Source organism: Prescottella sp. D32 (assembly GCF_037287305.1).
Lineage (GTDB): Bacteria > Actinomycetota > Actinomycetes > Mycobacteriales > Mycobacteriaceae > Prescottella > Prescottella equi.
The window spans coordinates 335,250-357,334 of record NZ_JARBSW010000003.1 but is presented as its reverse complement, the minus strand read 5'-3'; the positions used below and the strand labels follow the sequence as shown (position 1 = coordinate 357,334).

General features: G+C 70.3%; 19 protein-coding genes and 1 pseudogene. 13 read left to right on the top strand and 7 right to left on the bottom strand.

Annotation, left to right across the window (positions count from 1 at the left end):
* Nucleotides 1-178: 178 nt before the first annotated feature.
* Together PSS76_RS16315 and PSS76_RS16310 are read left to right on the top strand one after the other, a co-directional pair.
* Complete coding sequence (locus PSS76_RS16315; protein ID WP_005512490.1) at nucleotides 179-1,465, top strand: peptidase MA family metallohydrolase; 1,287 nt, start codon at nucleotides 179-181, stop codon at nucleotides 1,463-1,465.
* Between the two features lie 43 nt (nucleotides 1,466-1,508).
* A complete protein-coding gene (locus PSS76_RS16310) occupies nucleotides 1,509-2,636 on the top strand; it encodes a glycosyltransferase family 4 protein (protein WP_005512491.1) in 1,128 nt (375 codons plus the stop codon).
* 82 nt (nucleotides 2,637-2,718) lie between these two features.
* Here the strand turns inward: PSS76_RS16310 and PSS76_RS16305 are convergent, their stop codons facing one another.
* The gene (locus PSS76_RS16305; protein ID WP_337456355.1) at nucleotides 2,719-4,530 is read right to left on the bottom strand and encodes an AMP-dependent synthetase/ligase; all 1,812 of its coding nucleotides are present in this window, start codon (nucleotides 4,528-4,530) and stop codon (nucleotides 2,719-2,721) included.
* A 170-nt stretch (nucleotides 4,531-4,700) separates the two neighbouring features.
* On the opposite strand from PSS76_RS16305, the gene PSS76_RS16300 reads away from it, so the two are divergent.
* The 8 genes and pseudogenes from PSS76_RS16300 to PSS76_RS16265 form a co-directional block, all read left to right on the top strand.
* A complete protein-coding gene (locus PSS76_RS16300; protein ID WP_022596559.1) occupies nucleotides 4,701-5,087 on the top strand; it encodes a hypothetical protein in 387 nt (128 codons plus the stop codon).
* An 85-nt stretch (nucleotides 5,088-5,172) separates the two neighbouring features.
* Nucleotides 5,173-5,610: an SRPBCC family protein gene (locus PSS76_RS16295; RefSeq protein ID WP_005512497.1), complete on the top strand. Its 438-nt coding sequence runs from the start codon at nucleotides 5,173-5,175 to the stop codon at nucleotides 5,608-5,610.
* A complete protein-coding gene (locus PSS76_RS16290; RefSeq protein ID WP_337456386.1) occupies nucleotides 5,607-6,845 on the top strand; it encodes an ArsA family ATPase in 1,239 nt (412 codons plus the stop codon). The genes PSS76_RS16295 and PSS76_RS16290 overlap by 4 nt, the downstream gene beginning before the upstream one ends.
* Nucleotides 6,842-7,219 (top strand): hypothetical protein, encoded by a 378-nt coding sequence (locus tag PSS76_RS16285; RefSeq protein ID WP_037085133.1) that lies wholly within the window; start codon nucleotides 6,842-6,844, stop codon nucleotides 7,217-7,219. The genes PSS76_RS16290 and PSS76_RS16285 overlap by 4 nt, the downstream gene beginning before the upstream one ends.
* A 34-nt stretch (nucleotides 7,220-7,253) precedes the next feature.
* Entirely contained in the window at nucleotides 7,254-8,240 is a 987-nt protein-coding gene (locus PSS76_RS16280) for an ROK family glucokinase (RefSeq protein ID WP_005512501.1), read from the top strand.
* A 114-nt stretch (nucleotides 8,241-8,354) separates the two neighbouring features.
* The gene (locus PSS76_RS16275; protein ID WP_005512502.1) at nucleotides 8,355-9,083 is read left to right on the top strand and encodes a lysophospholipid acyltransferase family protein; all 729 of its coding nucleotides are present in this window, start codon (nucleotides 8,355-8,357) and stop codon (nucleotides 9,081-9,083) included.
* A 7-nt stretch (nucleotides 9,084-9,090) separates the two neighbouring features.
* The gene (locus tag PSS76_RS16270) at nucleotides 9,091-9,747 is read left to right on the top strand and encodes a SanA/YdcF family protein (protein WP_005512503.1); all 657 of its coding nucleotides are present in this window, start codon (nucleotides 9,091-9,093) and stop codon (nucleotides 9,745-9,747) included.
* Nucleotides 9,748-9,770: 23 nt separating this feature from the next.
* Nucleotides 9,771-10,610, top strand: a pseudogene (locus PSS76_RS16265) (DUF8686 domain-containing protein); the annotation flags it as partial.
* Between the two features lie 33 nt (nucleotides 10,611-10,643).
* Here PSS76_RS16265 and PSS76_RS16260 read toward each other — a convergent pair.
* A complete protein-coding gene (locus PSS76_RS16260; protein WP_337456354.1) occupies nucleotides 10,644-11,954 on the bottom strand; it encodes a glycosyltransferase 87 family protein in 1,311 nt (436 codons plus the stop codon).
* 93 nt (nucleotides 11,955-12,047) lie between these two features.
* Between PSS76_RS16260 and PSS76_RS16255 the strand changes: the two genes are divergently transcribed.
* Nucleotides 12,048-12,539 carry a polyadenylate-specific 3'-exoribonuclease AS gene (locus PSS76_RS16255; protein WP_005512507.1) on the top strand — a complete coding sequence of 164 codons (492 nt, stop codon included), beginning with the start codon at nucleotides 12,048-12,050 and terminating at the stop codon, nucleotides 12,537-12,539.
* Nucleotides 12,540-12,629: 90 nt separating this feature from the next.
* Nucleotides 12,630-14,015, top strand: a complete 1,386-nt coding sequence (locus PSS76_RS16250; protein ID WP_022596552.1) for a class II 3-deoxy-7-phosphoheptulonate synthase — start codon at nucleotides 12,630-12,632, stop codon at nucleotides 14,013-14,015.
* 73 nt (nucleotides 14,016-14,088) lie between these two features.
* Here the strand turns inward: PSS76_RS16250 and pknB are convergent, their stop codons facing one another.
* On the bottom strand, nucleotides 14,089-16,104 hold the full coding sequence (gene pknB / locus PSS76_RS16245) for a Stk1 family PASTA domain-containing Ser/Thr kinase (protein ID WP_064078121.1): 2,016 nt from the start codon (nucleotides 16,102-16,104) through the stop codon (nucleotides 14,089-14,091).
* 122 nt (nucleotides 16,105-16,226) lie between these two features.
* Between pknB and PSS76_RS16240 the strand changes: the two genes are divergently transcribed.
* The gene (locus tag PSS76_RS16240; RefSeq protein ID WP_013416376.1) at nucleotides 16,227-16,595 is read left to right on the top strand and encodes an Rv2175c family DNA-binding protein; all 369 of its coding nucleotides are present in this window, start codon (nucleotides 16,227-16,229) and stop codon (nucleotides 16,593-16,595) included.
* A gap of 30 nt (nucleotides 16,596-16,625) precedes the next feature.
* Here the strand turns inward: PSS76_RS16240 and PSS76_RS16235 are convergent, their stop codons facing one another.
* The 4 genes from PSS76_RS16235 to PSS76_RS16220 form a co-directional block, all read right to left on the bottom strand.
* Complete coding sequence (locus PSS76_RS16235; RefSeq protein ID WP_084962956.1) at nucleotides 16,626-17,546, bottom strand: phytoene/squalene synthase family protein; 921 nt, start codon at nucleotides 17,544-17,546, stop codon at nucleotides 16,626-16,628.
* A gap of 38 nt (nucleotides 17,547-17,584) precedes the next feature.
* Nucleotides 17,585-19,210: an alpha-(1->6)-mannopyranosyltransferase A gene (locus PSS76_RS16230; RefSeq protein WP_005512512.1), complete on the bottom strand. Its 1,626-nt coding sequence runs from the start codon at nucleotides 19,208-19,210 to the stop codon at nucleotides 17,585-17,587.
* An 85-nt stretch (nucleotides 19,211-19,295) separates the two neighbouring features.
* Nucleotides 19,296-20,873: a phytoene desaturase family protein gene (gene crtI / locus PSS76_RS16225; RefSeq protein WP_337456353.1), complete on the bottom strand. Its 1,578-nt coding sequence runs from the start codon at nucleotides 20,871-20,873 to the stop codon at nucleotides 19,296-19,298.
* A 14-nt stretch (nucleotides 20,874-20,887) separates the two neighbouring features.
* Nucleotides 20,888-22,009, bottom strand: coding sequence for a polyprenyl synthetase family protein (locus PSS76_RS16220; protein WP_269151766.1), 1,122 nt, complete (start codon nucleotides 22,007-22,009; stop codon nucleotides 20,888-20,890).
* Nucleotides 22,010-22,085: the final 76 nt, after the last annotated feature.

The window sequence follows — 22,085 nt, the reverse complement described above, 5'->3', positions numbered from 1 at the left end:
CGCAGCCCGACCCGGTCGATACACGGCCCTCGAACGGACCCGATACCCAGGGGTATCGGGTCCGTTGTCGTCCGAGGCTCATACACTCTCGGACGTGTCCGCTGAAGATCGTTCGTCCACTGCCACGCCCCGGCGGCGTGTTCGGCGGTGGGAGTGGGCGGGTCTGCTCGGGCTGGGTGTGGCCGTCGCGCTGGTGCTGAGCCTGTCGGCGTTCGATCACGGTGACGACGAACCAGCCGCCCCGCCGGGTGCCGCCCCCGTGGGCAACCCTTACGAGGATGCGCGACGCGCGGGCGCGCAGGCCCTGCTCGACGAGTGGGCCGCCGCGGTGCGCACCGGTGACACCGATTCGTTGCCGGCGCTGTTCGATCCGAACGCCGAACCCGGCTTCCTCGAGTCGGAGATCCGCCGAGCGAACAACGCCGCGGGAGTTCCGTTCGGCGAGTTCGCCTACGACATCGGTGTCGAGCCGGAGACGCCGGTGGCGTCCGCGACCGCGGACGAACTCGGGGCTTCGGACGTGTGGGCGCCGACGGTGTACCTGCGTTACTCGATCGCGGGGGCCGACGCGCAGTCGACCCGCAAACCGGTGGCGCTGCTCCTGGCGCGGCACGGCGACGAGTGGAAGCTCGTCAGCGATTCCGGCGTGCCGGGTTCCGATCGTGAGACCTGGCGTGGCCCTTGGGATTTCGGTCCGGTGACGGTTCGTCGCGTGGACGGTGAGGAAGGCCGGCCGTCGTTCGTGCTGGGGCCGACGACGCAGGCGCCGATGATCGACCTGCTGGCGAGCGAGGTCGGCGACGCCGTCGGTCACGTCACCGACGTGTGGGGTGAGGACTGGTCGCGCCGGGCCGTGGTCATGGTCGCGGGTTCGCAGGAGGAGTTCTCCTCGCTCGTCGGCAGCGATCACAGCGGGGCGGACATCGCTGCGGTCGCCGTGTCCGACGCGGTCGACCGGCGCTCGCGGACGGCGTCCGGTCAGCGCATCGTGTTCAGCCCGGAGTCGGCGGGGCGACTGACCGACCTGACGAGGGTCTCGGTGTTGCGGCACGAGCTCACCCACATCGCCGCGCGTCCGGTGACCGAGGACGGGTCGCCGATGTGGATGCTCGAGGGGTACGCCGACTACGTCGGTTACCGGGGTATCGAGGCGCAGTTCGGTCAGCTCGCACCCACCCTGGCGGCCGACGTCGCGAAGTCCGGGCCGCCGAGCAGGCTGCCCGTCGACGGCGACTTCCGTGGCGGTGGCGACACTGCTCGGCTCGCATACGAATCGTCGTGGTCGTTGGCGACTTTCATCGCGTCGCAGTACGGCGAGGGGCAGCTGGGTGCGCTGTACCGGGAGCTGGCCCGCGGGCCGGTTGCCGACGCGGAACTCGACCGCAGGATCCGCAGCGTGCTGGGGGTCGGGACCGACGAGCTGGTGCACTCGTGGGGTGTGTGGGTCAAGGAACAACTGTCCTGACCCTGGTGGCCGCCGCCCCGTCCGCGGGACCTACGGTGGACGCATGCGTCGAACCCTGTTGGTGACGAACGATTTTCCCCCCCGCCCCGGCGGGATCCAGTCGTACCTGCACACCTTTGCCGCCCAGTTGCCGCCGGACGAGCTGGTGGTCTACGCGCCCCGCTGGCGGGGTGACAGCCACATCCGTTTCGACGCCGAGCAGCCTTACCGCGTGGTGCGTCATCCCACGACGCTCATGGTGCCGACGCCGTTCGTCGCGCGCCGGGCCGCGAAGCTGGTGCGCGAGTACGCGTGCTCGAACGTGTGGTTCGGTGCGGCGGCGCCGCTGGCACTGCTCGCGCCGACGGTGCGCCGGGCGGGCGCGGACCGGGTGATCGCGTCCACCCACGGCCACGAGGTGGGCTGGTCGATGCTGCCCGGTGCCCGGCAGGCGCTGCGGCGGATCGGCGACACCACCGACGCGGTCACGTTCGTCAGCAAGTACACCCGTGGGCGCTTCGCGTCGGCGTTCGGGGCCGGTGCCGCGCTCGAACACCTGCCCCCCGGTGTGGACACCGACGTGTTCCGCCCGGACCCGGCGGCACGCGCGGAGCTGCGCGCCCGATACGGGCTGGGGGAGCGGCCCACGATCCTGTGCCTGTCCCGCCTGGTGCCCCGCAAGGGGCAGGATCAGCTCATCCGGGCGTTGTCGGCGGTGCGACGCCGCATCGACGGTGCCGTGCTGGTGATAGTCGGTGGCGGACCGTACGCGGAGCGCCTGCAGGCCCTCGCGCACGAGTGCGGGGTGGCCGAACACGTGGTGTTCACCGGGGGTGTCCCCGCGGCGGAGTTGGCGGCGCACCACACGATCGCGGACGTGTTCGCGATGCCGTGCCGTACCCGCGGCGCCGGGTTGGACGTCGAAGGTCTCGGCATCGTCTACCTCGAGGCGTCGGCGAGCGGCGTGCCGGTGATCGCGGGACGATCCGGTGGCGCACCGGAGACGGTGCGCGAGAACGAGACCGGGTACGTCGTCGACGGGACCTCGGTGGACGACATCGCGGCCGCGCTCGTCGAGGTGCTCGAGGACCGCGACCGCGCAGCGGCGATGGGCGCAGCGGGCCGGGAGTTCGTCAAGTCGCACTGGCGCTGGGACGTGCTCGGCGCCCGGCTGCGCCACCTGTTGTCCTGAACGGTCCCGCGCCGGAGAACGGGAACGCACGACGCCCGCAGCCCTTTCGGGGCCGCGGGCGTCGTGCGCCGTCGGGTGTGGGCTACTTGCTGTAGATCTGCTCGATGTCGGACGCGAAGCTCTCGTGGACGACGCCCCGCTTGAGCTTCATCGTCGGGGTGAGCTCGCCGGTCTCCTCGGTGAAGTCGACGGGCAGGATCCGGTACTTCTTGATCGCCTCCGCGTGCGAGACGAGCTTGTTGGCCTCGGAGATGGCGGCGTCGACCTCGGCGGTGAGATCGGGATCCGACAGCAGCTCCGAAACCGTTGTGCCGGCGGGCTTGCCGTTGCGCTCGTTCCAGGCGGGCAGTGCCTCCGCGTCGATCGTGATCAGCGCGCCGATGAACGGCTTCTGGTCACCGACGACGATTGCCTGGCTGATCAGCGGATGCGCCCGCAGGTGGTCCTCGAGCTGGGCAGGGGCGACGTTCTTGCCGCCGGCGGTGACGATGATCTCCTTCTTGCGGCCGGTGATCGTGATGTAGCCGTCGGAGTCGACGGTGCCGAGGTCGCCGGTATGGAACCAGCCGTCCTCGATCGCTTCCTTCGTGGCGGTCTCGTTACGCCAGTAGCCGGAGAACACCACCGGGCCGGACAGCATGATCTCGCCGTCCTCGGCGATCCGGACGGAGTTGCCCGCCAAGGGCTTTCCGACGGTTCCGACCTTCTGGTTGCCGATCGTGTTGACCGCGAACGCCGCCGTGGTCTCGGTGAGCCCGTAGCCCTCGTAGATGGTGACGCCGATACCGCGGAAGAAGTGGCCGAGGCGCGCGCCCAGCGGTGCGCCACCGGAGATCGCGAGCTTGCAGTTGCCGCCGAGCGCGGCGCGCAGCTTCGAGTAGACGAGCTTGTCGAACACCGCGTGCTTGATGTTCAGCAGCAGGCCGGGTCCACCGTTGTCCTTCGCCTCGCTCCACGCGATCGCGGTCGCTGCGGCCGCGTCGAAGATCTTGCCCTTGCCCTCCGAATGGGCCTTCTGGCGTGCGGTGTTGTACACCTTCTCGAACACGCGTGGCACCGAGAGGATGAAGTCCGGCTTGTACTCGGCGAAAGTCGGGACGAGGTTGGGGATGTCGCTCGTGTGGCCGACCGAGGCGCCCGCGTCGAACGCTGCGATGCTCACGGCGCGAGCGAGGACGTGCGCGAGCGGCAGGAACATCAGCGTGCTGACGCCCGGCGTGGTCAGCAGATCCCCGAGGCTCGAGGCGATGATGCCCTTGGACTCGGCGATCAGGTTCGAATGGGTGAGCTGGCAGCCCTTCGGGCGGCCCGTGGTGCCGGAGGTGTAGATCAGTGTGGCCGGATCGCTCGCCTTCAGTGCTGCCCTGCGAGCGCGGATCTCGTCGTCGGAGACCTCGGCTCCCTGCGTGGTGAGCACCTCGACGGCACCGGCGTCCGCGCCGGACGGTTCGATCTGGAGGACCGCGCGCAGGTCGGGCGCCGCCTCGGCGACCTCGGCCACGGTCTTCGAATGCTGATCGGTCTCGACGACGAGGCCGATGGCGCCGGAGTCTTCGAGGATCCACTTCACCTGCTCGGCGGACGACGTCTCGTAGATCGGCACCGTCACGCCGCCGGCGGACCAGATTGCGTAGTCGATGAGCTGCCACTCGTAGCGGGTTGCCGACATCAGGGCGACCCGGTCGCCGGGCTGGACGCCGCGGGCCACGAGGCCTTTCGCGACGGCTGTCACCTGTTCCGCGAACTCGCGGGCCGTCACGTCGACCCACGATCCGTTCACGAGTCTGCGGAAGACCACGTGATCGGGCTTCGTCGCTGCGTACTCGTAGACCGAGTCGACCGCGGACGCGTCCTCCGGAATCGTGAATGTGGCAGGAACGCTGAACTCGGGCACGACGACCTCCGAACACTGAAGATACTGACGAGTAGGGCTTGCTGATCCTCACGATAGACGGCCCGCGCGTGACGTGCGGCACTGCCACCTACCTGCGGCTGCTCGCATGGTCGTCCGTCCAGGTGTAGTCCAGATCACCGACCTGGCAGGCGGTGTGTGAAGCTGTGAGGGTGAGCAGCATTCAGGTCGCCGACCAGACGTTCGTCGCCGCAGCCCCCGAGAAGGTGGCCGCCCGCGTGTCCGTGCCCGCGCGTTGGCGCGCGTGGTGGCCGGATCTGGTCCTCGACGTGCGCGAGGACCGGGCCGAGAAGGGCGTCCGCTGGACCGTCGCGGGACCCCTCACCGGAACGATGGAGGTGTGGCTCGAGCCGGTGATGGACGGAACCGTCATGCACTACTTCCTGCACGCGGAGCCGACCGGGGTATCGCCGCAGGCTCTCGCGTCACTCGACCTGGCCGGGATGAACCACGCCCGCCGCCTCGCCGGTAAGACGATGACCTTCGAGATCAAGCAGCAACTCGAGGCGGGACGCGCCGCCGGGGAGCCGCCCGCGTAGCGAATTGTGCGCGAGGTCGGCAATCGTGTGAGATGAACGAGCGGTACGCGCGCACCGCGTCGTTCTGAAAGGAAGCGTCCGAGGCATGGCCGAGAAGACCAAGAGGTCGATCACCATCGACGCCCCCGCCGCCGAGGTGATGGGTGTGATCGCGGACTTCGGCGCCTACCCGTCCTGGGTGGAGGCCGCGAAGTCCGTGGAGGTCCTCGCGTCGGGACCCGACGGCCGCGCCGACGAGGTGCGGTTCGTCCTCGACGCCGGAATGGTCAAGGACACCTACGTGCTCCGCTACCGCTGGGCGCCGGACGGCATGGCGGTGAGCTGGGACCTGGTGTCCGGTGAGATCCAGAAATCGCAGCACGGCTCGTACACGCTCGAGCCCGAGGCCGGCGGGGGGACCCGTGTCACCTACGAACTGACCGTCGATCTCACGATCCCGATGATCGGGCTGTTCAAGCGCAAGGCCGAGAGAGTCATCACCGACACGGCGCTCAAGGAACTCAAGAAGCGGGTCGAGGGCTGAGCGCCGCAGCTTCGGGATCGGGTGCCGCAGTCCGGTTCTTCGTCGGCAAGGGCGGTGCCGGAAAGACGACGACGGCGGCTGCCACGGCGGTCGGCGCGGCCTCGAACGGTGAGCGCGTCCTCCTGGTCTCGCTCGATCGTGCGCACGGGCTGGCCGACGTGCTGGACCACCCGATCGCGCCGGGAGAACCGACGCGCGTGGCACCCGCACTGGACGTCCTCGAGATCGACACGCTGGCGTTGCTCGAGGAGCGCTACCGGGGGTTGGTCGCGCTGCTGGCACTGGGCGGAGCGCACGATCACGGCGCCGACCTGACCGACCTGGCGCCGGAGGAGCTGACCGGACTGCCGGGCGTGGAGGACGTACTCGGGCTCGGCGAGGTGGTGCGGTCGGCCGACGAATCACGTTGGGACACGATCGTCGTCGACTGCCCCGCCACCTCCGACGCGCAACGCCTGCTGTCCCTGCCCGAATCGGTGGCCGGATACATCGAGCGGGTGTGGCCCCAGCACCGCCGCATGGCGGCACTCACCTCGGGCGACACCGGCATCGCCGTGGTCGTCGCGATGGTGGATCGCGTGCTGGAGACCGCGTCGGCGATCGCGGCGCTGCTCTCGGATCGGGAGCGGACGACGATCCGGGTGGTGACGACGGCCGAGCGGATGGCGGCGGCGGAGACACGCAGATTGCTGTCGGCGCTGGCTCTCGGGGCGCTGCGGGTCGATGCCGTGATCGTCAACGGGCTGCTGCCGGACATCGAAGCGGACGAGTCCAATGCCGGCGGCTGGTACCGCGCTCGCCGCGGTGCGCAGGACTCGGTTCTCGCGGATCTGCGCGTGGCCGCCGGGGACGCCGTCGTGCTTCCCGTCGACCAGCTGGCGACCGAGCCGATAGGGTTGAAGGCTCTGGACGGCGTGGCGCGCATCCTCTACCCGGGCGTATCCCGCCCGTCGGCGGCGCTCACCGCCGATACCGAACCCATCCGGGTAGCGCTCGAATCAGGATCGGGTGGCCTCGAATCGGTGTATGCGATGCGCATGCACCTGCCGCTCGCGGACCCTCGGGCATTGACGTTGGGACGAGTGGAGGACGACTTGGTGGTGGGGGCCGACGGGAAGCGCCGTCGCGTCAGGCTGGCATCGGTGCTCCGACGGTGCACCGTGCGCGACGCGGATTTCGACGGCACCGACCTGGTCGTGCGGTTCGTGCCGGACCCGGCGGTGTGGCCGCAGTGACCGGTGAGCACGCCGAGATGGTCGCGGAGTTGAGGGCCCTGGCCGAGACGGTTCTCGAGCGGATCGAGCCGATCCTGCAGAAGGCGGCGCGGGGCGCCGAGGCCGCCGCGGAATCCGACGGGCCCGAGTCGGCCGGCCAGACGGGATGCAGCAGCTGTTCGTGGTGTCCGCTGTGCGCCCTCGCCGCGCTGATCCGGGGTGAGCAGCACGACCTCGTCACGGCGGTGGCGGGTCATGCGTCGGCCCTGCTCGCGGTGCTGCGTGAGGTGCTCGACGGGCAGCAGGACGCCACCGCGGCGCGCGCGGGGCAGGTGCCGGAGCCGGCCGAACAGGCCTCCGCCTTCGTGCCGATCCACATCACGATCAAGGACTGATCCGCACCGCCCGGCGGCGACCGCACGCAGCGGTGTGGGCACAATCGTCGACGTGAACAGCGTCGAAGAGCTCACCGTCGGAGTGGACGTCGGGGGGACGAGTATCCGCGCGTCGGTGGTCGACGTCCGCGGTGAGGTCGTCGACACCGCGCAGGCGCCGACGCCGCACTCTGCCGACGCCCTCGAACAGGGCATCACCCGCGCCGTCCGGGAGCTCACGTCACGGCACCGGATTGCGGCGGTGGGGCTCGCGGTGGCGGGCTTCGTCGACTACGACCGCACCACGGTCCGGTTCGCGCCGCACCTGCCGTGGGTGGACGCACCCGTCGCTCGCCGTCTCGGAGACCGGCTTTCGCTGCCGGTCGTGCTCGAACACGACGCGAACGCGGCGGCCTGGGCGGAAAGCCGCTTCGGTGCGGCCGGAGGTGGCCGGAACGTCGTGGTCGTGGCGATCGGGACGGGTATCGGGGCAGCGCTGCTGATCGACGGCCGCTTGTACCGGGGCAGCTTCGGCGTGGCACCGGAACTCGGACACCTGCAGGTCGTGCCCGACGGCCGGGTGTGCGCGTGCGGCAAGCGCGGGTGCTGGGAGCGGTACTGCAGCGGGACCGCGCTGGTGGACACCGCACTCGAAATGCTCGCGGCCGAGCCGTCCGGCTCGACGGTCCTGGCTCGGGACGTCGCCGTCGATCCGGGCGCGTTGACCGGCCGACGGATCGCGGCGGCCGCGCGGGAGGGGGACCCGGTGGCGCTCGCGACGTTCGCGGACTTCGCGCGGTGGCTCGGGGTGGGGCTCGCGACGGTGTCGGACATCTTCGATCCGGACCTCGTCGTCATCTGCGGCGGCGTGGGCAGTTCCGCATCGCTGTTCCTGGACGAGGCGCGCGAGCACTACGCGCGACTGGTCACCGGCGCGGGGCACCGGCCGCTCGCTCGGATCCGGCACACCCAGTTGGGGGAGGCGGCCGGAATGATCGGTGCCGCCGACCTCGCGCGCCGGGCGCTGGCTGGTCCGCGTTGACGCAGCGGAGCGCACCAACACGGTGTGGCAGCCGTCCAGACTGCTGAGTACAGTCATTGCGTAGGTGGCCGCCCTGGCAGGCCTCGGGGGAACGAGCTCGGACGGAAGGACGCCATGTGGTACTGGCTGTTTAAGTACGTGTTGTTGGGTCCTGTCATGTGGCTCCTCGGGCGGCCGAAACTGGAAGGCGCCGAGAACATTCCGACGGACGGCCCGGCGATTCTGGCCAGCAACCACCAGGCTGTACTCGACTCCTTCTTCCTTCCGTTGCGCTGCCCGCGCCGGATCACGTTCCTCGCCAAGAGCGAGTACTTCACCGGCACCGGGTTCAAGGGTGCCTTCCAGAAGTGGTTCTTCTCGGCCGTGGGTCAGGTGCCGATCGACCGCACCGGTGCCGACGCCGCCAAGGACGCGCTCGACGCCGGGCTGCGGGTCCTCGGCCAGGGCAAGCTGCTCGGCATCTACCCGGAGGGCACCCGCTCGCCCGACGGCCGTCTGTACAAGGGCAAGACCGGCATGGCGCGCCTCGCACTCGAGTCGGGCGTCAAGGTCATCCCGGTCGCGATGATCGGCACCGCGAAGGTCAATCCGATCGGTTCCAAGATGTGGCGGCCGGCGAAGGTCACCGTCCGCATCGGCGAGCCGATCGACTTCTCCCGGTTCGAGGGCATGGGCGGCAACCGTTTCGTCGAACGTGCCATCACCGACGAGGTCATGTACAAGCTGATGGGCCTGTCCGGTCAGGAGTACGTCGACATCTATGCCGCCAGCCTCAAGGACCCGGCGCCCGCCGCCGAGCCGGTGACCGACATCGACCGCGTGCCCGACACGCGCGCCGGGTAGCGGGCGGGTGACGCTCGGTCGGCTCGGCCGATCGGCCGCCGCCGCAGGGCTGCTCGCCCTCGTCGGTCCCGCCGTGTGGATCGGCGCGGTCGCGGCTGGGCGCATGCACCGTGCGGCCCGAGCCCCCCGGGCGCCCGTCGCGGTCGTGCTCGGTGCGCGGGTACGGGACGGCCGCCCGATGAAGTTCCTCCAAGGACGTCTCGACACGACCGCACGTCTGGTGCGGGACGGCAAGGTGGCCGTCGTGCTGGTCTCCGGCGACGCGCACGGGCGGTCGGGCGACGAGATCGCCGCGATGGTCGAGTACCTCGTCGAGGTGGGAGTTCCGCGAACGTCGATCGTCGCCGACCCCTATGGGCTCGACACCTACGACACGTGTGTGCGGGCGGCGGAAACGTTCGGAATCCGAAACGCGCTCTTCGTGACTCAGCCTTTCCATCTGCCACGCACCGTCGCGCTCGCCCGCGCCGCCGGAATCGAGGCCCACGGGGTGTACGCGGGCCGGGCCGGCGGCAGGAGATCCACACTGGTGAGGAACACGGTGCGCGAGATGCTGGCGTATCCGAAGGCGGCACGGGACGTCCTGTCGGGGAGAGATCCGGAAGTCGGTTCCGCGCCGGACGATTCGGTGACGGCAGCACTGTCGAGTCACTGCCCGGAATGACGACCTGACGGTATGTTCCGTGGGTGTCCGTCGTCTCGTTCGCCCGCACTCGGCCCCGCCTGTTCTGGTCGCTGATCGCCGCACTCGTCGTCGCCCTGTATCTGTCGTCGCTGGGTGTCTACGCCGCGAGTGACGACAGTGATGCCGGATGGACGGAGGTGACGCCCGATGCCGACGAGGTGCTCGTCATCGTCTCGCTCACCGAGGTCCGTCCCAGCACGTCGCGGGTCGACGTCGAGGTCTCGGTGGCGCCCGGCGCCAGCTTCCTCGATTCCGGCGGAGCCGATCTCGCGCGCGAGATGACCGTCCTCTTCTCGCCGAGTATCGCCCGGACGAAACTCGTCCTCCCACAAGGGACGTCGGTGACGACGTTCGACACCCAGGTGCTGCTCGACGGGCAGGCCGGACGGTGGCCCTTCGACCGGTTCGTCGTCGATCCCCTCGTGGTGACGGCGTACACCGGATCCGGATCGGACGTGCAGACCCATCCCACCCGTGTGCTCGTCGACGGGGAAGCCGAGGGCTGGACCGTCGGCGACGACGTGCTCTCGGCGGACGGCCAGGACGTCCAGGAGGTACGCGTGGAGGTGCACCGGTCCGGCGGCATCCTCGTCTACTCGGCGCTGCTGTTGGCGATGATGGTGATCCTGGCGGCGCTGGCGGCGTTCGTGTCGATCCAGACCGCGCGCCGCCGCCGCGTCGTGCACACCGACATGCTGGGCTGGATGGCCGCGATGGTCTTCGCGGTGATCCCGATGCGCAACATCCTGCCCGGCGCGCCGCCGATCGGCGCCTGGGTCGACATCACCGTCACGGTATGGGTGATCGTGACCCTCGTGGTCTCGTTGGCGCTGTACGTCTACTGCTGGTGGCGCGACACCGCGGGCGAGACCGTGTCAGGCGGTGGGCGCCAGCTGCGTGGGGGAGTCGGCGACCCCGGCGCGGAGACGGGCCCGCCGGCCGAGGGACAGCGTCACCGCGATCATCACGGCGAGTGCCCACCACACGTAGGACGACGCGAGGAACTGGTCCCACAGCGGCCAGCCGGTTCCGTCCCAGCGGCCGATGCCGAGCTCCCAGTGCGGGGCGAGGACGAACAGCACGAAACTGGCAGCGACGGCGGCGCCGAGGACGACGCTGCGGCGCCGGTAGGCGGCCACGGCGAGGACCACCAGCAGAGGCGCGACCCAGACCCAGTGGTGTGACCACGACACGGGCGAGACCAGCAGACCGAACAACGCGTTGACGAACAGCGCCACGACGGGCAGCCCGGCCGCGAAGGCCCGATGCATCGCGACGGCGGCGAGCTCGAGCACGGCCACGCTCAGCACCAGCCACAGCACGGTCCGCATCGAAGGGTCGAGCCCGAGCCGGGCGAGGACGCCGGTGAGGCTCTGGTTCGCGGGGTAGGCCGGGCCGCCGATGCGGCTCGAGTCGAACAGCGTCTCGGTCCAGTACTCCCACGAGTCGGCGCGGGCGACGAGGAAGCCGATGGCGCCGAACGCCACGAAGCTCGTTCCGGTCGTGACCGCGGCCCGGAAGTCCTTGCGGAACAGGAAGTACAGGATGAACACCGCGGGGGTGAGCTTCACGGCCGCGACGAATCCGATGAGGATGCCGCGCGGCCACGGAGTCTTCTTCATCAGACAGTCGGCTGCCACGAACACCATCAGCAGGATGTTGACCTGGCCGTAGTCGAACGTCGAGCTGACCGGCTCCAACGTGAGAGCGGCCGCCGTGCCGCCGAGCGCCGTCCACACCAGGGTCGTGCGCGGACGCACACCCACCGACGCGAGCGCCAGCACGAGCGTCGCGACCAGTGCGGCCAGGGACAGCACCGTGAGCACCGCGCCGGCCGCCTGCAGCGAGATCCACGACATCGGGGCGAACACGACGGCGGCGAGCGGCGGATACGTGAACGGCAGGTGCTGGCCGAAGAACGTCGGCGGCAGCTCGCCGTAGAGCGGGTCCCCGGCCGCGAAGACGGCGCCGCCGAGGCGGTAGACGTCGAGATCGATGTGGTACTGGAAGCCCACGTCGCGCACACCCGGGAAACCGACCAGGTAGAAGAGGGCCCCGAGGGTGAACGCGGAGGCCACGACGACCCTGGCCGCGACGACGGCGGCGGGGCTCCACGTCGTCTTCGGCGGTGCGCCGTCGTCCGCGGGGGAGGGGCCGGCGAAGTCGCTCGTGGGGTTGTGCACCACAACATCCTTCTACGAACACGGGGCACGGTGTCGAGTGACCCCGCGAGCGGGGCAGTGTCGAGGGCTCGGGATCCGGGGCATAGGCTCCCCACCGTGCGCTACTTCTACGACTGCGAGTTCATCGAGGATGGTCGCACAATCGAGCTGGTCTCGATCGGTGTGGTGTGCGAGGACGGGCGTGAGTTCTACGCCGTCTCCACCGAGTTCGATCCGGACCGCGCCGGCAAGTGGGTGCGCCGCAACGTGCTGCCGAAGCTGCCCTCGCCGTCGTCGCCGGTCTGGAAGAGCCGCGCACGCATCCGTGACGACCTCATGAAGTTCCTGGTTCCCCGGCCGGGCATCGAACCGGAGCTGTGGGCATGGGTGGCGGCGTACGACCACGTCGTGCTGTGCCAGCTGTGGGGCGCAATGACGGAGCTGCCGTCGTGCATGCCGCGCTACACCCGTGAACTGCGTCAGCACTGGGAGACGAACGGTTCCCCGCCGCTGCCGCCGGTTCCCGACGACGCCCACGACGCGCTCGCCGACGCCCGGCACAACCTCGCGAAGTTCGAGGCGATCGAGGCGTTCCGCTCGGTCCGGTGACGCGAATCACGAGCCCCGGCCGGGGCAACGATTCCGTGTGAATGGGGGCCTTCGCTCACCCCACCCGGGTGAGGCGAATATCCTGTAGTGGTGAACTGGACTGTCGACGTTCCGATCGACCGCTTGCCCGAACTCCCGCCGCTGCCCGCAGCCATGCGAGATCAGCTGGATGCGGCGCTGGCCAAGCCCGCCGCGCAGCAGCCGCAGTGGCCCGCCGACCAGGCGGCCGCGATGCGCACCGTCCTCGAGAGCGTGCCTCCCATCACGGTGGCCGGTGAGGTCGAGGCGCTGTCGCAGAAGCTGGCCGAGGTCGCTCGCGGTGAGGCCTTCCTGCTGCAGGGCGGCGACTGCGCGGAGACCTTCGCGGACAACACCGAACCGCACATCAAGGGCAACATTCGTACGCTGCTGCAGATGGCCGTCGTGCTCACCTACGGTGCGAGCATGCCGGTCGTGAAGGTGGCGCGAATCGCCGGCCAGTACGCCAAGCCGCGCTCGTCGAACACCGACGCGCTGGGTCTGCCGTCGTACCGCGGCGACATGGTGAACTCGCTCGTCGCCGACGAGGCCGTGCGTGTCCACGATCCGTCACGCCTGGTGCGGGCCTACGCCAACGCCAGCGCGGCGATGAACCTCGTGCGGGCCCTCACCGGTTCGGGGATGGCCGACCTGCACAAGGTCCACGACTGGAACCGCGAGTTCGTCTCGTCCTCGCCCGCCGGCGCCCGCTACGAGGCGCTGGCCGCCGAGATCGACCGCGGCCTGCGGTTCATGAACGCGTGCCGCGTCACCGACCCGAACCTGCAGTCGGCGCAGATCTACGCCAGCCACGAGGCGCTGGTGCTCGACTACGAGCGCGCCATGCTGCGTCTCGACAACACCGACGATCACCCCAAGCTGTACGACCTGTCGGCGCACTTCCTGTGGATCGGCGATCGCACCCGGCAGCTCGACGGCGCGCACGTCGCGTTCGCCGAACTGGTCGCGAACCCGATCGGCCTCAAGATCGGCCCGTCGACCACGCCGGAGCAGGCCGTCGAATACGTCGAGCGCCTCGACCCGACCAACAAGCCGGGCCGGCTGACGCTGATCTCCCGCATGGGCAACGGCAAGGTGCGCGACCTGCTGCCCCCGATCATCGAGAAGGTGCAGGCCACCGGTCACCAGGTGATCTGGCAGTGCGATCCGATGCACGGCAACACCCACGAGGCCACCACCGGCTACAAGACCCGCCACTTCGACCGCATCGTCGACGAGGTCCAAGGCTTCTTCGAGGTCCACAACGGACTCGGGACCCATCCGGGCGGCATCCACGTCGAGCTGACCGGTGAGAACGTCACCGAGTGCCTCGGCGGCGCGCAGGACATCTCCGATCTCGACCTGTCCGGTCGCTACGAGACCGCATGCGATCCGCGCCTGAACACCCAGCAGTCGCTCGAACTGGCGTTCCTCGTCGCGGAGATGCTGCGCGACTAGCCCGAACAGCTGAAGGGTCCCTTCGTACGCTCGCAGCGCACGAAGGGACCCTTCAGCTGTTTTCGGGAAATCGTCAGAGCAGGGACGTGATGGTGACGGTGCCGCCGGGGGCGACGCGGTCGCCGGCGCCGGGGCTCTGCGAGATGATCAGTGAGCGGTCCGAGCTGACGATCTGGCGTACCTCGTACTGCAGCCCCAGCTTGTCCAGTTCGGACTTGGCGGACGAGACCGAGCGGCCGAGCAGCGCCGGAACCTTCACGGCGTTCGACACCTTCAGCACGACGCTGGTACCGGCCTTGACGGACGTACCCGCCGCAGGATCGGTGCCGACGGCGTCGCCGGCGTCGATCTTGTCGTCGAAGACCTGCTGGACGTCGCGGACGGTGATGCCGACCGAGTCGAGCGCCTTGCGGGCCGCGTCCTCCGACATCCCCTCGACCCCGGGGACGTCGACCGGCGGTGCGCCCTTGCTGCGCAGCATCCGGACCTCGGAGCCCACCGAGAGCACGGTGCCCGGCGCCGGCTCGAGGGCGGCGATCCCGCCGACGGGAACCCGCGCGCTGAACGCCTCCCCACCGTCGACCGGCACGAAGGTGCGCTCGCGCAGGCTCGCCTCCACGGCCGCGACGTCGCCGCGGCCACCGACCTCGGGCACCGTCGGGCGCCCCAGCGAGACCAGCAGGACCACCGACGACCCGCGTGTCACGCGCTCACCGGCCGCGGGATCGGTGCCGACCGGCGTGTCGATCGCCACCGTGTCGGAGTACGCTCCGCGGGTCTGCACGCTCAGACCGGCCGCCTCGATCTGCGAGGTGGCGCCGGCCTTGTCAAGACCGTCGACGGCCGGAATCGCAGCGTAGCGACCCGACCCGAGCCACCACCCACCGAAACCGAGCGCGCCGGCGACCAACAGGATCACCAGCAGCCACACCAGAACTGTCCGCCGCGAACCGTGCTGCGGCGACCCGGGCGCGCCGAAGGGGCGCCGGGCCGGCGGAGCGTCGAGCGGTGAGACATCGTCGTCGGCAGGCCGCGGCGTCACCGTCGTCACCACCTTGGTGTGCTGGACGCCGTCCTGGGGGGCCGCCGCCGGGGTGACCGTGGTCGGTGCGTCGGCGGCCGGGACGGGCCGACTCCCGGGCTCGGCGTACGGTCCCGGCGCTCCGGGCGCGCGTGGTGTGACGGCCGTGGGCGTCGCGGACTGCTGCGCGGAGCGGCGCGGCGCGGGCACCCGGTAGTCCGGCAGCCCCAGCTGCGTACTCACCGTGCGCAGTTGCGCCGCCATCGCTCCGGCGTCGGCGAAGCGCTGCTCCGGATCGCGTTCGGTCGCGCGGACCACGAGGTCGTCGAACTCCGCCGGCACGCCGTCGATGACGGTGCTCGGCTCCGGGACGTCGTTGTCGATCCGCTGGTACGCGATCGACAGCGACGTGTCGCCCGTGAACGGCGTGGCGCCGGTCAGCATCTCGTACAGCAGCACCCCGGCCGCGTAGACGTCGCTGCGGGCATCCGCGGTCCCGGTGGTGACCTGCTCGGGTGACAAATATGCGGCAGTACCGAGGATCACGCTGCGCGACGTCGTGCCGGCCGCGGCGATCGCCCGGACCAGTCCGAAGTCGGCGATCTTCACGTCGCCGGAGTGCGAGATGAGGACGTTCTCGGGCTTGATGTCGCGGTGCACCAGGCCGGCGCGGTGCGCGACGGCGAGCGCCTCGAGCACCGGCCGCGCGACGGCGGCCGCGGCGTGCGGGGGCATGGGCCCGCGCTCGCGCAGCAGTTCGCGCAACGTGCCGCCCTCGACGAGCTCCATCACCAGGAAGGCGTGCTCGCCGTCGCTGCCCTGGTCGTGGACCGCCACCAGCCCGGGATGGGCCAGGCGGGCCACCGCCCGGGCCTCGAACTCGAACCGGGCCAGGAACTGCGGATCGGCGGCGAACTGCGGATCCATCACCTTGATCGCGACGGGGCGATCCAGACGCAGGTCCATGCCGCGATAGACGGTGGACATGCCGCCCCGCGCAATCGGCGCATCGATGCGGTAGCGCCTGTCCAGCACCACACCGATCAACCGTCGACCTCCGGGATTCACGCTCGCGCCCCTCGCTTCCGTGCACAGATTCATCTCGATCGTAGTCAGCAGACGCCGCCCGACCCGATTCCACGGCGGGACCCTGGTCGTACCGTCTCCGCCGACCCGATAACGTTACGGGAGTGAGTGCTATCCCTTACTGCGATGACGTGTTGGACCGCTCGATCCCGCTGCTTCAGTTGGCGGACGTGTCGAAGCAGATGGGCATCGTTGTCACCCACGTCCATCAGCTGCTGCGCGACCACAAGCTGATCGCGGTCCGCCGCGACAGCGTCGTCGGTGTTCCCGAGGCGTTCTTCGGCGACGACGGCCAGCCGGTCCGGCTGCTGTCGGGCCTCATCGTCGTGCTGCGCGACGGCGGATTCGACGACGAGGAGATTCTGCGCTGGCTCTTCACCGAGGACGAGTCGCTGTCCGCCACGCCCATCGAGACGATGCACACCGACCAGGCGCGTGAAGTGGTTCGCCGCGCCCAGTCGATGGCCTTCTGACACAGCACCGCGTAGCGGCCGGGCGGCGGGTCAGACCTGTCGCCCGGCCGTACCTGCTCTCGCCCGGGTGGCGCGCACCAGCAGCGGCAGCGCCACCGCGAGCCGTCGGCGCCTCGACACGACCGCGCGACGATCGAACACCCGGAACCCGCTGCGTTCCACCTCGTCGAGGATCTCCGAGTAGAGCGTGTAGGCCGCCCGGATGCCCGGCCGGGCCCGCGGATCGAGCATGTTCAGCCCCGGCTCGGCCTCGCGATAGAGCGCCCGGGTGAGGGCCGCGACGTGTCCCAGTGCTCGCCGCACTCGCGGATCGACGAGGCCCGTCTCCCGGCAGTGCCGCAGCAGATCCGTGTCCACGCCGAACGCGGCCAGGTCGTCCGCCGGCAGATACACCCGGCCCCGCGCGAGATCCTCGCCGACGTCGCGCACGAAGTTCGTCAGCTGGAAGGCCTCGCCGAGCGCCGCGGCATGCGGCTTCGCCTCGTCGAGACGTGTCGTGGTGCCGAGGACCGGCAGCATCTGCAGCCCGATCACGACCGCCGATCCGTACATGTAGCGCCGCAATGTCGCCATGTCCGGGTACACGTCCTGGAAGTCCGGGGTGCCCGGGATGTCCATCCGCATCGAAGCGAGGAATGCGCGGAAGTACTCGACCGGAATCGCGTACCGGTCGATGGTGTCCGCGACCGCCCGCACGACCGGCCCGGACCGGGGGTCGGTCACCGGACGTCCGGCGAGCGCGGCGGCGAGCTCGGCCTCGATTCGGTCGACCGCGGCGATCCGCTCGGCGGCCGGGTCGGCCGCGTTGTCGGCACTGTTCACGTCCACGACGTCGTCGACGGTGCGGGCGAACCCGTACAGGGCGTGCACCGCCGGCCGCCGATCCGCGGGCAGCAGTCGCGTTGCGAGGTAGTACGTCCTACCGTGCTCGGCGGCGAGTTCACGGCACATCCGATAGGCCGCGCCCAGATCGGAGTCCCGTGGCGGTGTCACAGCGGTGACGGGCGCCGATCGGGACCGCTGACCAGTGCCTCGGAGACGGCTGTGGCTTCCGGTGCCTCCGGCAGGCGGATGTCCGGTGTCGGCTCGGCGACCGACCGCAGTCGCAGCGGATCGACCGTCTTGAGGGACACCGCGGCCACGACCGCGACGAACGTCGCGAGCGCGACATGCAGGAATGTGTAGAGGCCGATCGATCCGTCGGGCTGGAAGACGAGCATGAGCCACGTCGACAGGCCGACGAGGACCTGCAGGGTGCGGGTCGACATCGCGAAGCCCGCTGCGATCGCGAGCGGCCACGAGTAGTACCAGGGCAGGGCGGCCGGGGACAGGATCACGATCGCGACGAGGGCGATGAGGATGCCCAGTACCGCGTCGCGTTCGGTGCGCCGGAAGCGCCACCACACCCAGACGAGGGTCGTGACGAGGGCGACCGCGCAGATGGCGCGGGTGACCTCGAGGACCGGGGCCAGCGTCGCGCCGGTGAACCAGCCCGTGCCGACGGTCACGAGATGCGCCATGATCGTCGGCAGCGACAGCCAGTTGATGATCTTCGCGGACCCCTGCAGCGCCGTGAGCCAGCCGAGCCCGACACCTGCGACCGCCGACGCCGCGGTGAAGACCGCGACGAACACCGCGACACCGATGCCGGCCGTCTTCACGAACGATGCCAGCGGGGTGGCGGGCTCGCGGCCCTCGGCCTGGGCGCGCTCGCGTTCGTGGATCATCCAGATCCACACGATGAACGGCAGCGCGATCCCGGCCATCGCCTTGACCGCGACTCCGATCGCGATGACCGCCACCGCCGGAACATGCTTGCGATCGAGGGCCAGCGTGACGCCCGCGACCATGAGGCCGACCATGAGCAGCTCGTTGTGGACGCCGCCGACGAGGTGGATGAGGACCAGTGGATTGAGCACCGCGAGCCACAGCGCGATCGCCGGGTTGCCGCCCAACTGCCGGGCGAGGCGGGGCAGCGCCCACATCATCAGCGCGAGGCCCGGGAGCATCGTCAGGCGCAGCATCATGGTGCCGGCGATCACGTTGTCGCCGGTGAGGCTGGTGATGCCCTGGCCCAGCAGCAGCGAGATCGGCCCGTACGGCGCGGTCGTCGTGGTCCACACATTGCTGACGTTGTCGAGCAGGATGCCGGGGTTGGCGACCGGCCCCACCGCGTACGGGTCGAACCCGTCCCGCAGGAGCGCGCCCTGAGCCAGATACGAGTAGGCGTCGCGACTGAACATCGGCACCGCGAGGAGCATCGGGGCGGTCCAGATCGGCACCGTCCACATGAGGGCACGAACCCCGACCCGGCTCTTGATCGCGGAGCGGCCCAGTCGCACCCAGGCGGCAACCATTGCGAGGACGCCCGCCCAGATGACGATCGTGGACAACACGTAGCCGTGCCCGAACCGCAGCCACGACAGGTTGGCGTCCTCGAGCAGAGGGTCGTGCCGGCGCACGCTGCCGGCACCGAAGCCGCCGAACGTGATCATCAGCGCGCCGATGAACCCGAGCACGGTGGCGTGGCCTTCGGGAGTGCGCAGATAGTCGCCGGCGGCGCGCAGCCACGAACGGTCGGACGCGGTGTCGAGGGGTCCGGAAGGGGCCGACATCGGTACAGATTCCTCCCCCGGATGAGGTGCTCGATCACCGTCGGCCGACGCTGGACGGCCGCGCGGTACTGGACGGCTAGTCAGTTTAGTGTGTCCCACCGGAATGTTCGGCATGCAGTCCGGAACGCGGCTTCCGTCCGCGTCCGTCGATGCGTTCGGCGGCCAGTTTCCCCGACACGATCACCGTGGGGACGCCCACACCGGGCGTCGTGCCGGAGCCCGCCAGAACGGCGTTGACCGGGTGTCGAGGCAGGTTTCGACGACGGAACGGCCCGGTCTGCCGGAACACGTGGGCGGCGGCGAACGGACTGCCTGCCGCCAAGCCCTGCGCGGCCCACGTCGCGGGCGAGTCGATGTGATCAACGACATAACCGCCGGTGATGCCGCGGTAGCCGCGCTGCTCGAGGGTGCGGAGCAGTTCACGGGCGTACGGCCCGGCCAGGGTGTCCCACGCGAACGGGGCGCTGTCGAGATTGGGGCACGGTGCCAGCACCGACAGCGGTTCGTGCCGGACGCCGTCGCGTTCGACCAGCAAACCCGGATCGGTGACCGCGGGTCGGGTGATCAGCAGCGACGGATCGCTCATCAACCGGCCGCGACCCGGCCGCGCCGCGATCTCGGCGAACGTGCGCTCCCACTCGGCGCCGAAGTCGATCGTGTGGTGGTGCGGTGCGCCCCAGGCTGCCGAGACGTCGCACGGGACGGTGCCGTGCAGCACCACGGCGGACGGCGAGATCCGCAGCCGTCGGGGCCGGCGGGCGGAGAGCAAGTCGTCGACGATCGGCAGGTCGGGAGTGAGCACCACGGCGTCGCACCCGAACGTCTCTCCGGCCGCGGTGCGCACCGCGTGTACCCGATCGCCGGACTGCTCGAGTGCCACCACCTCCGCCCCGAACTCGATCCGCCCACCTGCCGAGGTGAACGCGTCGGTCATCGCTTCGGCGATGGTGTGCATCCCGCCCTCGGGAAAGGAGACGCCCATCGAGGTGTCCATGTGGGCGATCGCGCCGTAGACGGCGAGAGCTTTCGCCGGCGCCACCCCGGCGTAGAGGGCCTGGAACGTGAAGATCCGGCGTAGGCGCGGGTCGCGGATCCGGCGGGCGACCTGATTGCCCAGGCGGCCGAAGCCCCCCGCGGCGATCAGCCTGGCCAGGTCCGTCGCGGAGGCGCGCGTGGCGAACAGGTCCAGTGGGGAATCGAAGTTCGCGTCGATGAACGTGTCGAACTCGGCGTCGAACACGCGACCGAGCCAGCGGCGCAGTTCCAGGTACCGGCGCGCCTCGTCCGCCCCACAGACCCGGGTCACCTCCGCGACCATCCGATCCGGGTCCGAATGCACGTCGATCGAGGAGCCGTCGGCGAACCGGGCGTGGTACGCGGGCGACAGGCGGTGCAGACGCAGGGGAGGCGTCGTCGTATCGAAGTCGGCGCCCACCGCGGCGAGGGCGTCGCGGACCAGTTCCGGCATGGTCAGCACGGTCGCGCCGTTGTCGATCACGTGGTCGGCGAATCGGTACGTCCCGACCCGGCCGCCCGGATGATCGCTCCGTTCCAGGACCGTCACCTCGTGTCCGCTGCCGCGCAGATGGAGGGCGGCGGCCAATCCCGCCAGCCCGGCGCCCACCACCACGACCCGGTCCGTCGCCCCGGGTACGACGCGCACGCCGACCACCGCGGTCAGGCGTCTCGTCGGGTGACCGCGATGGCCATCTCCCGCAGGCGCAGTTTGCCCTCGTCGGTGGCGGTACTGCCGTCGAGCGCACTGAGAGCGCTGTCGGTGAGCTCGCTGATGCGCCGCTCGGCGTCGTCGACGGCGCCGAGATCGGTGATGACCGAGCGCAGTGTCGCGACCTGGGCGTCGGACAGGTCGGTGCCGATCGACTCGCGTAGCAGCGCCGCGGCGGCCGGATCGGACGCGTCGGCCCGCTGCAGCGCTTCCGCGAACAGGACGGTGCGCTTGCCGGCGCGGAGATCGTCGCCGGACGGCTTGCCGGTGACCTCGGGGTCGCCGAACACACCGAGCAGGTCGTCGCGCAACTGGAACGCGATGCCGATGTCGGTGCCGAACGTCCGGTAAGCGGCGACGAGAGCGTCGTCCGCGCCGGCGAGCGCCGCGCCCAGGTGCAGCGGACGTTCGATCGTGTAGGCGGCGGTCTTGTATCGGTCGACCCGCAACGCAGCTTCGACGGTCTCGTCTCCCCGGACCTCGCTGCTGATGTCGAGGAACTGGCCGCCGAGTACCTCGGTGCGCATGGCCGACCACACCGGCGAGATACGCGCCTGGGCGTCGGGCGACAGTCCCGCCTCCCGGATCATGTCGTCTGCCCATGCCAGCGCCAGATCGCCCAACAGGATGGCGACTGCCCGGCCGAACTCCGCCGATCCGCCGATCCAGTGGTGGGCACTGTGCTGGTCGGCGAACTCGACGTGCACGGTGGGGAAGCCGCGCCGCGTCGTCGAGGCGTCGATGATGTCGTCGTGGACCAGTGCGCACGCCTGCACCAGTTCGAGGGCCGACGCGGCCCGCAGCGCCGCCGGCGCTTCGGGCCCGGTGGCGTCCCCGCCGGCCCCGAGCCAGCCGGTCCAGACGAACATGGGACGCACCCGCTTGCCGCCGCGCAGCACGAAACTCTCGAGCGCGGCGACCGCCTCGGCGTAGCCGCCGCCGACGGTCTCGACCGTGCCGGCGCGCGAGGCGAAGAACTCCCGCAAGGCGTCCTCGACGGTATCGGTGAACGGTGGGACGGACGGCGAAGGGCGAGTGGACTCACCGGCTCCAGCGGACAGGACAGCCTCCAAATCGAGTTCTCGAAAAGCCTCCCGACCAACCTTAGTGGTCCTCTCCACGGTCGCGTCGGGTGCTGCCCAGGTCCCG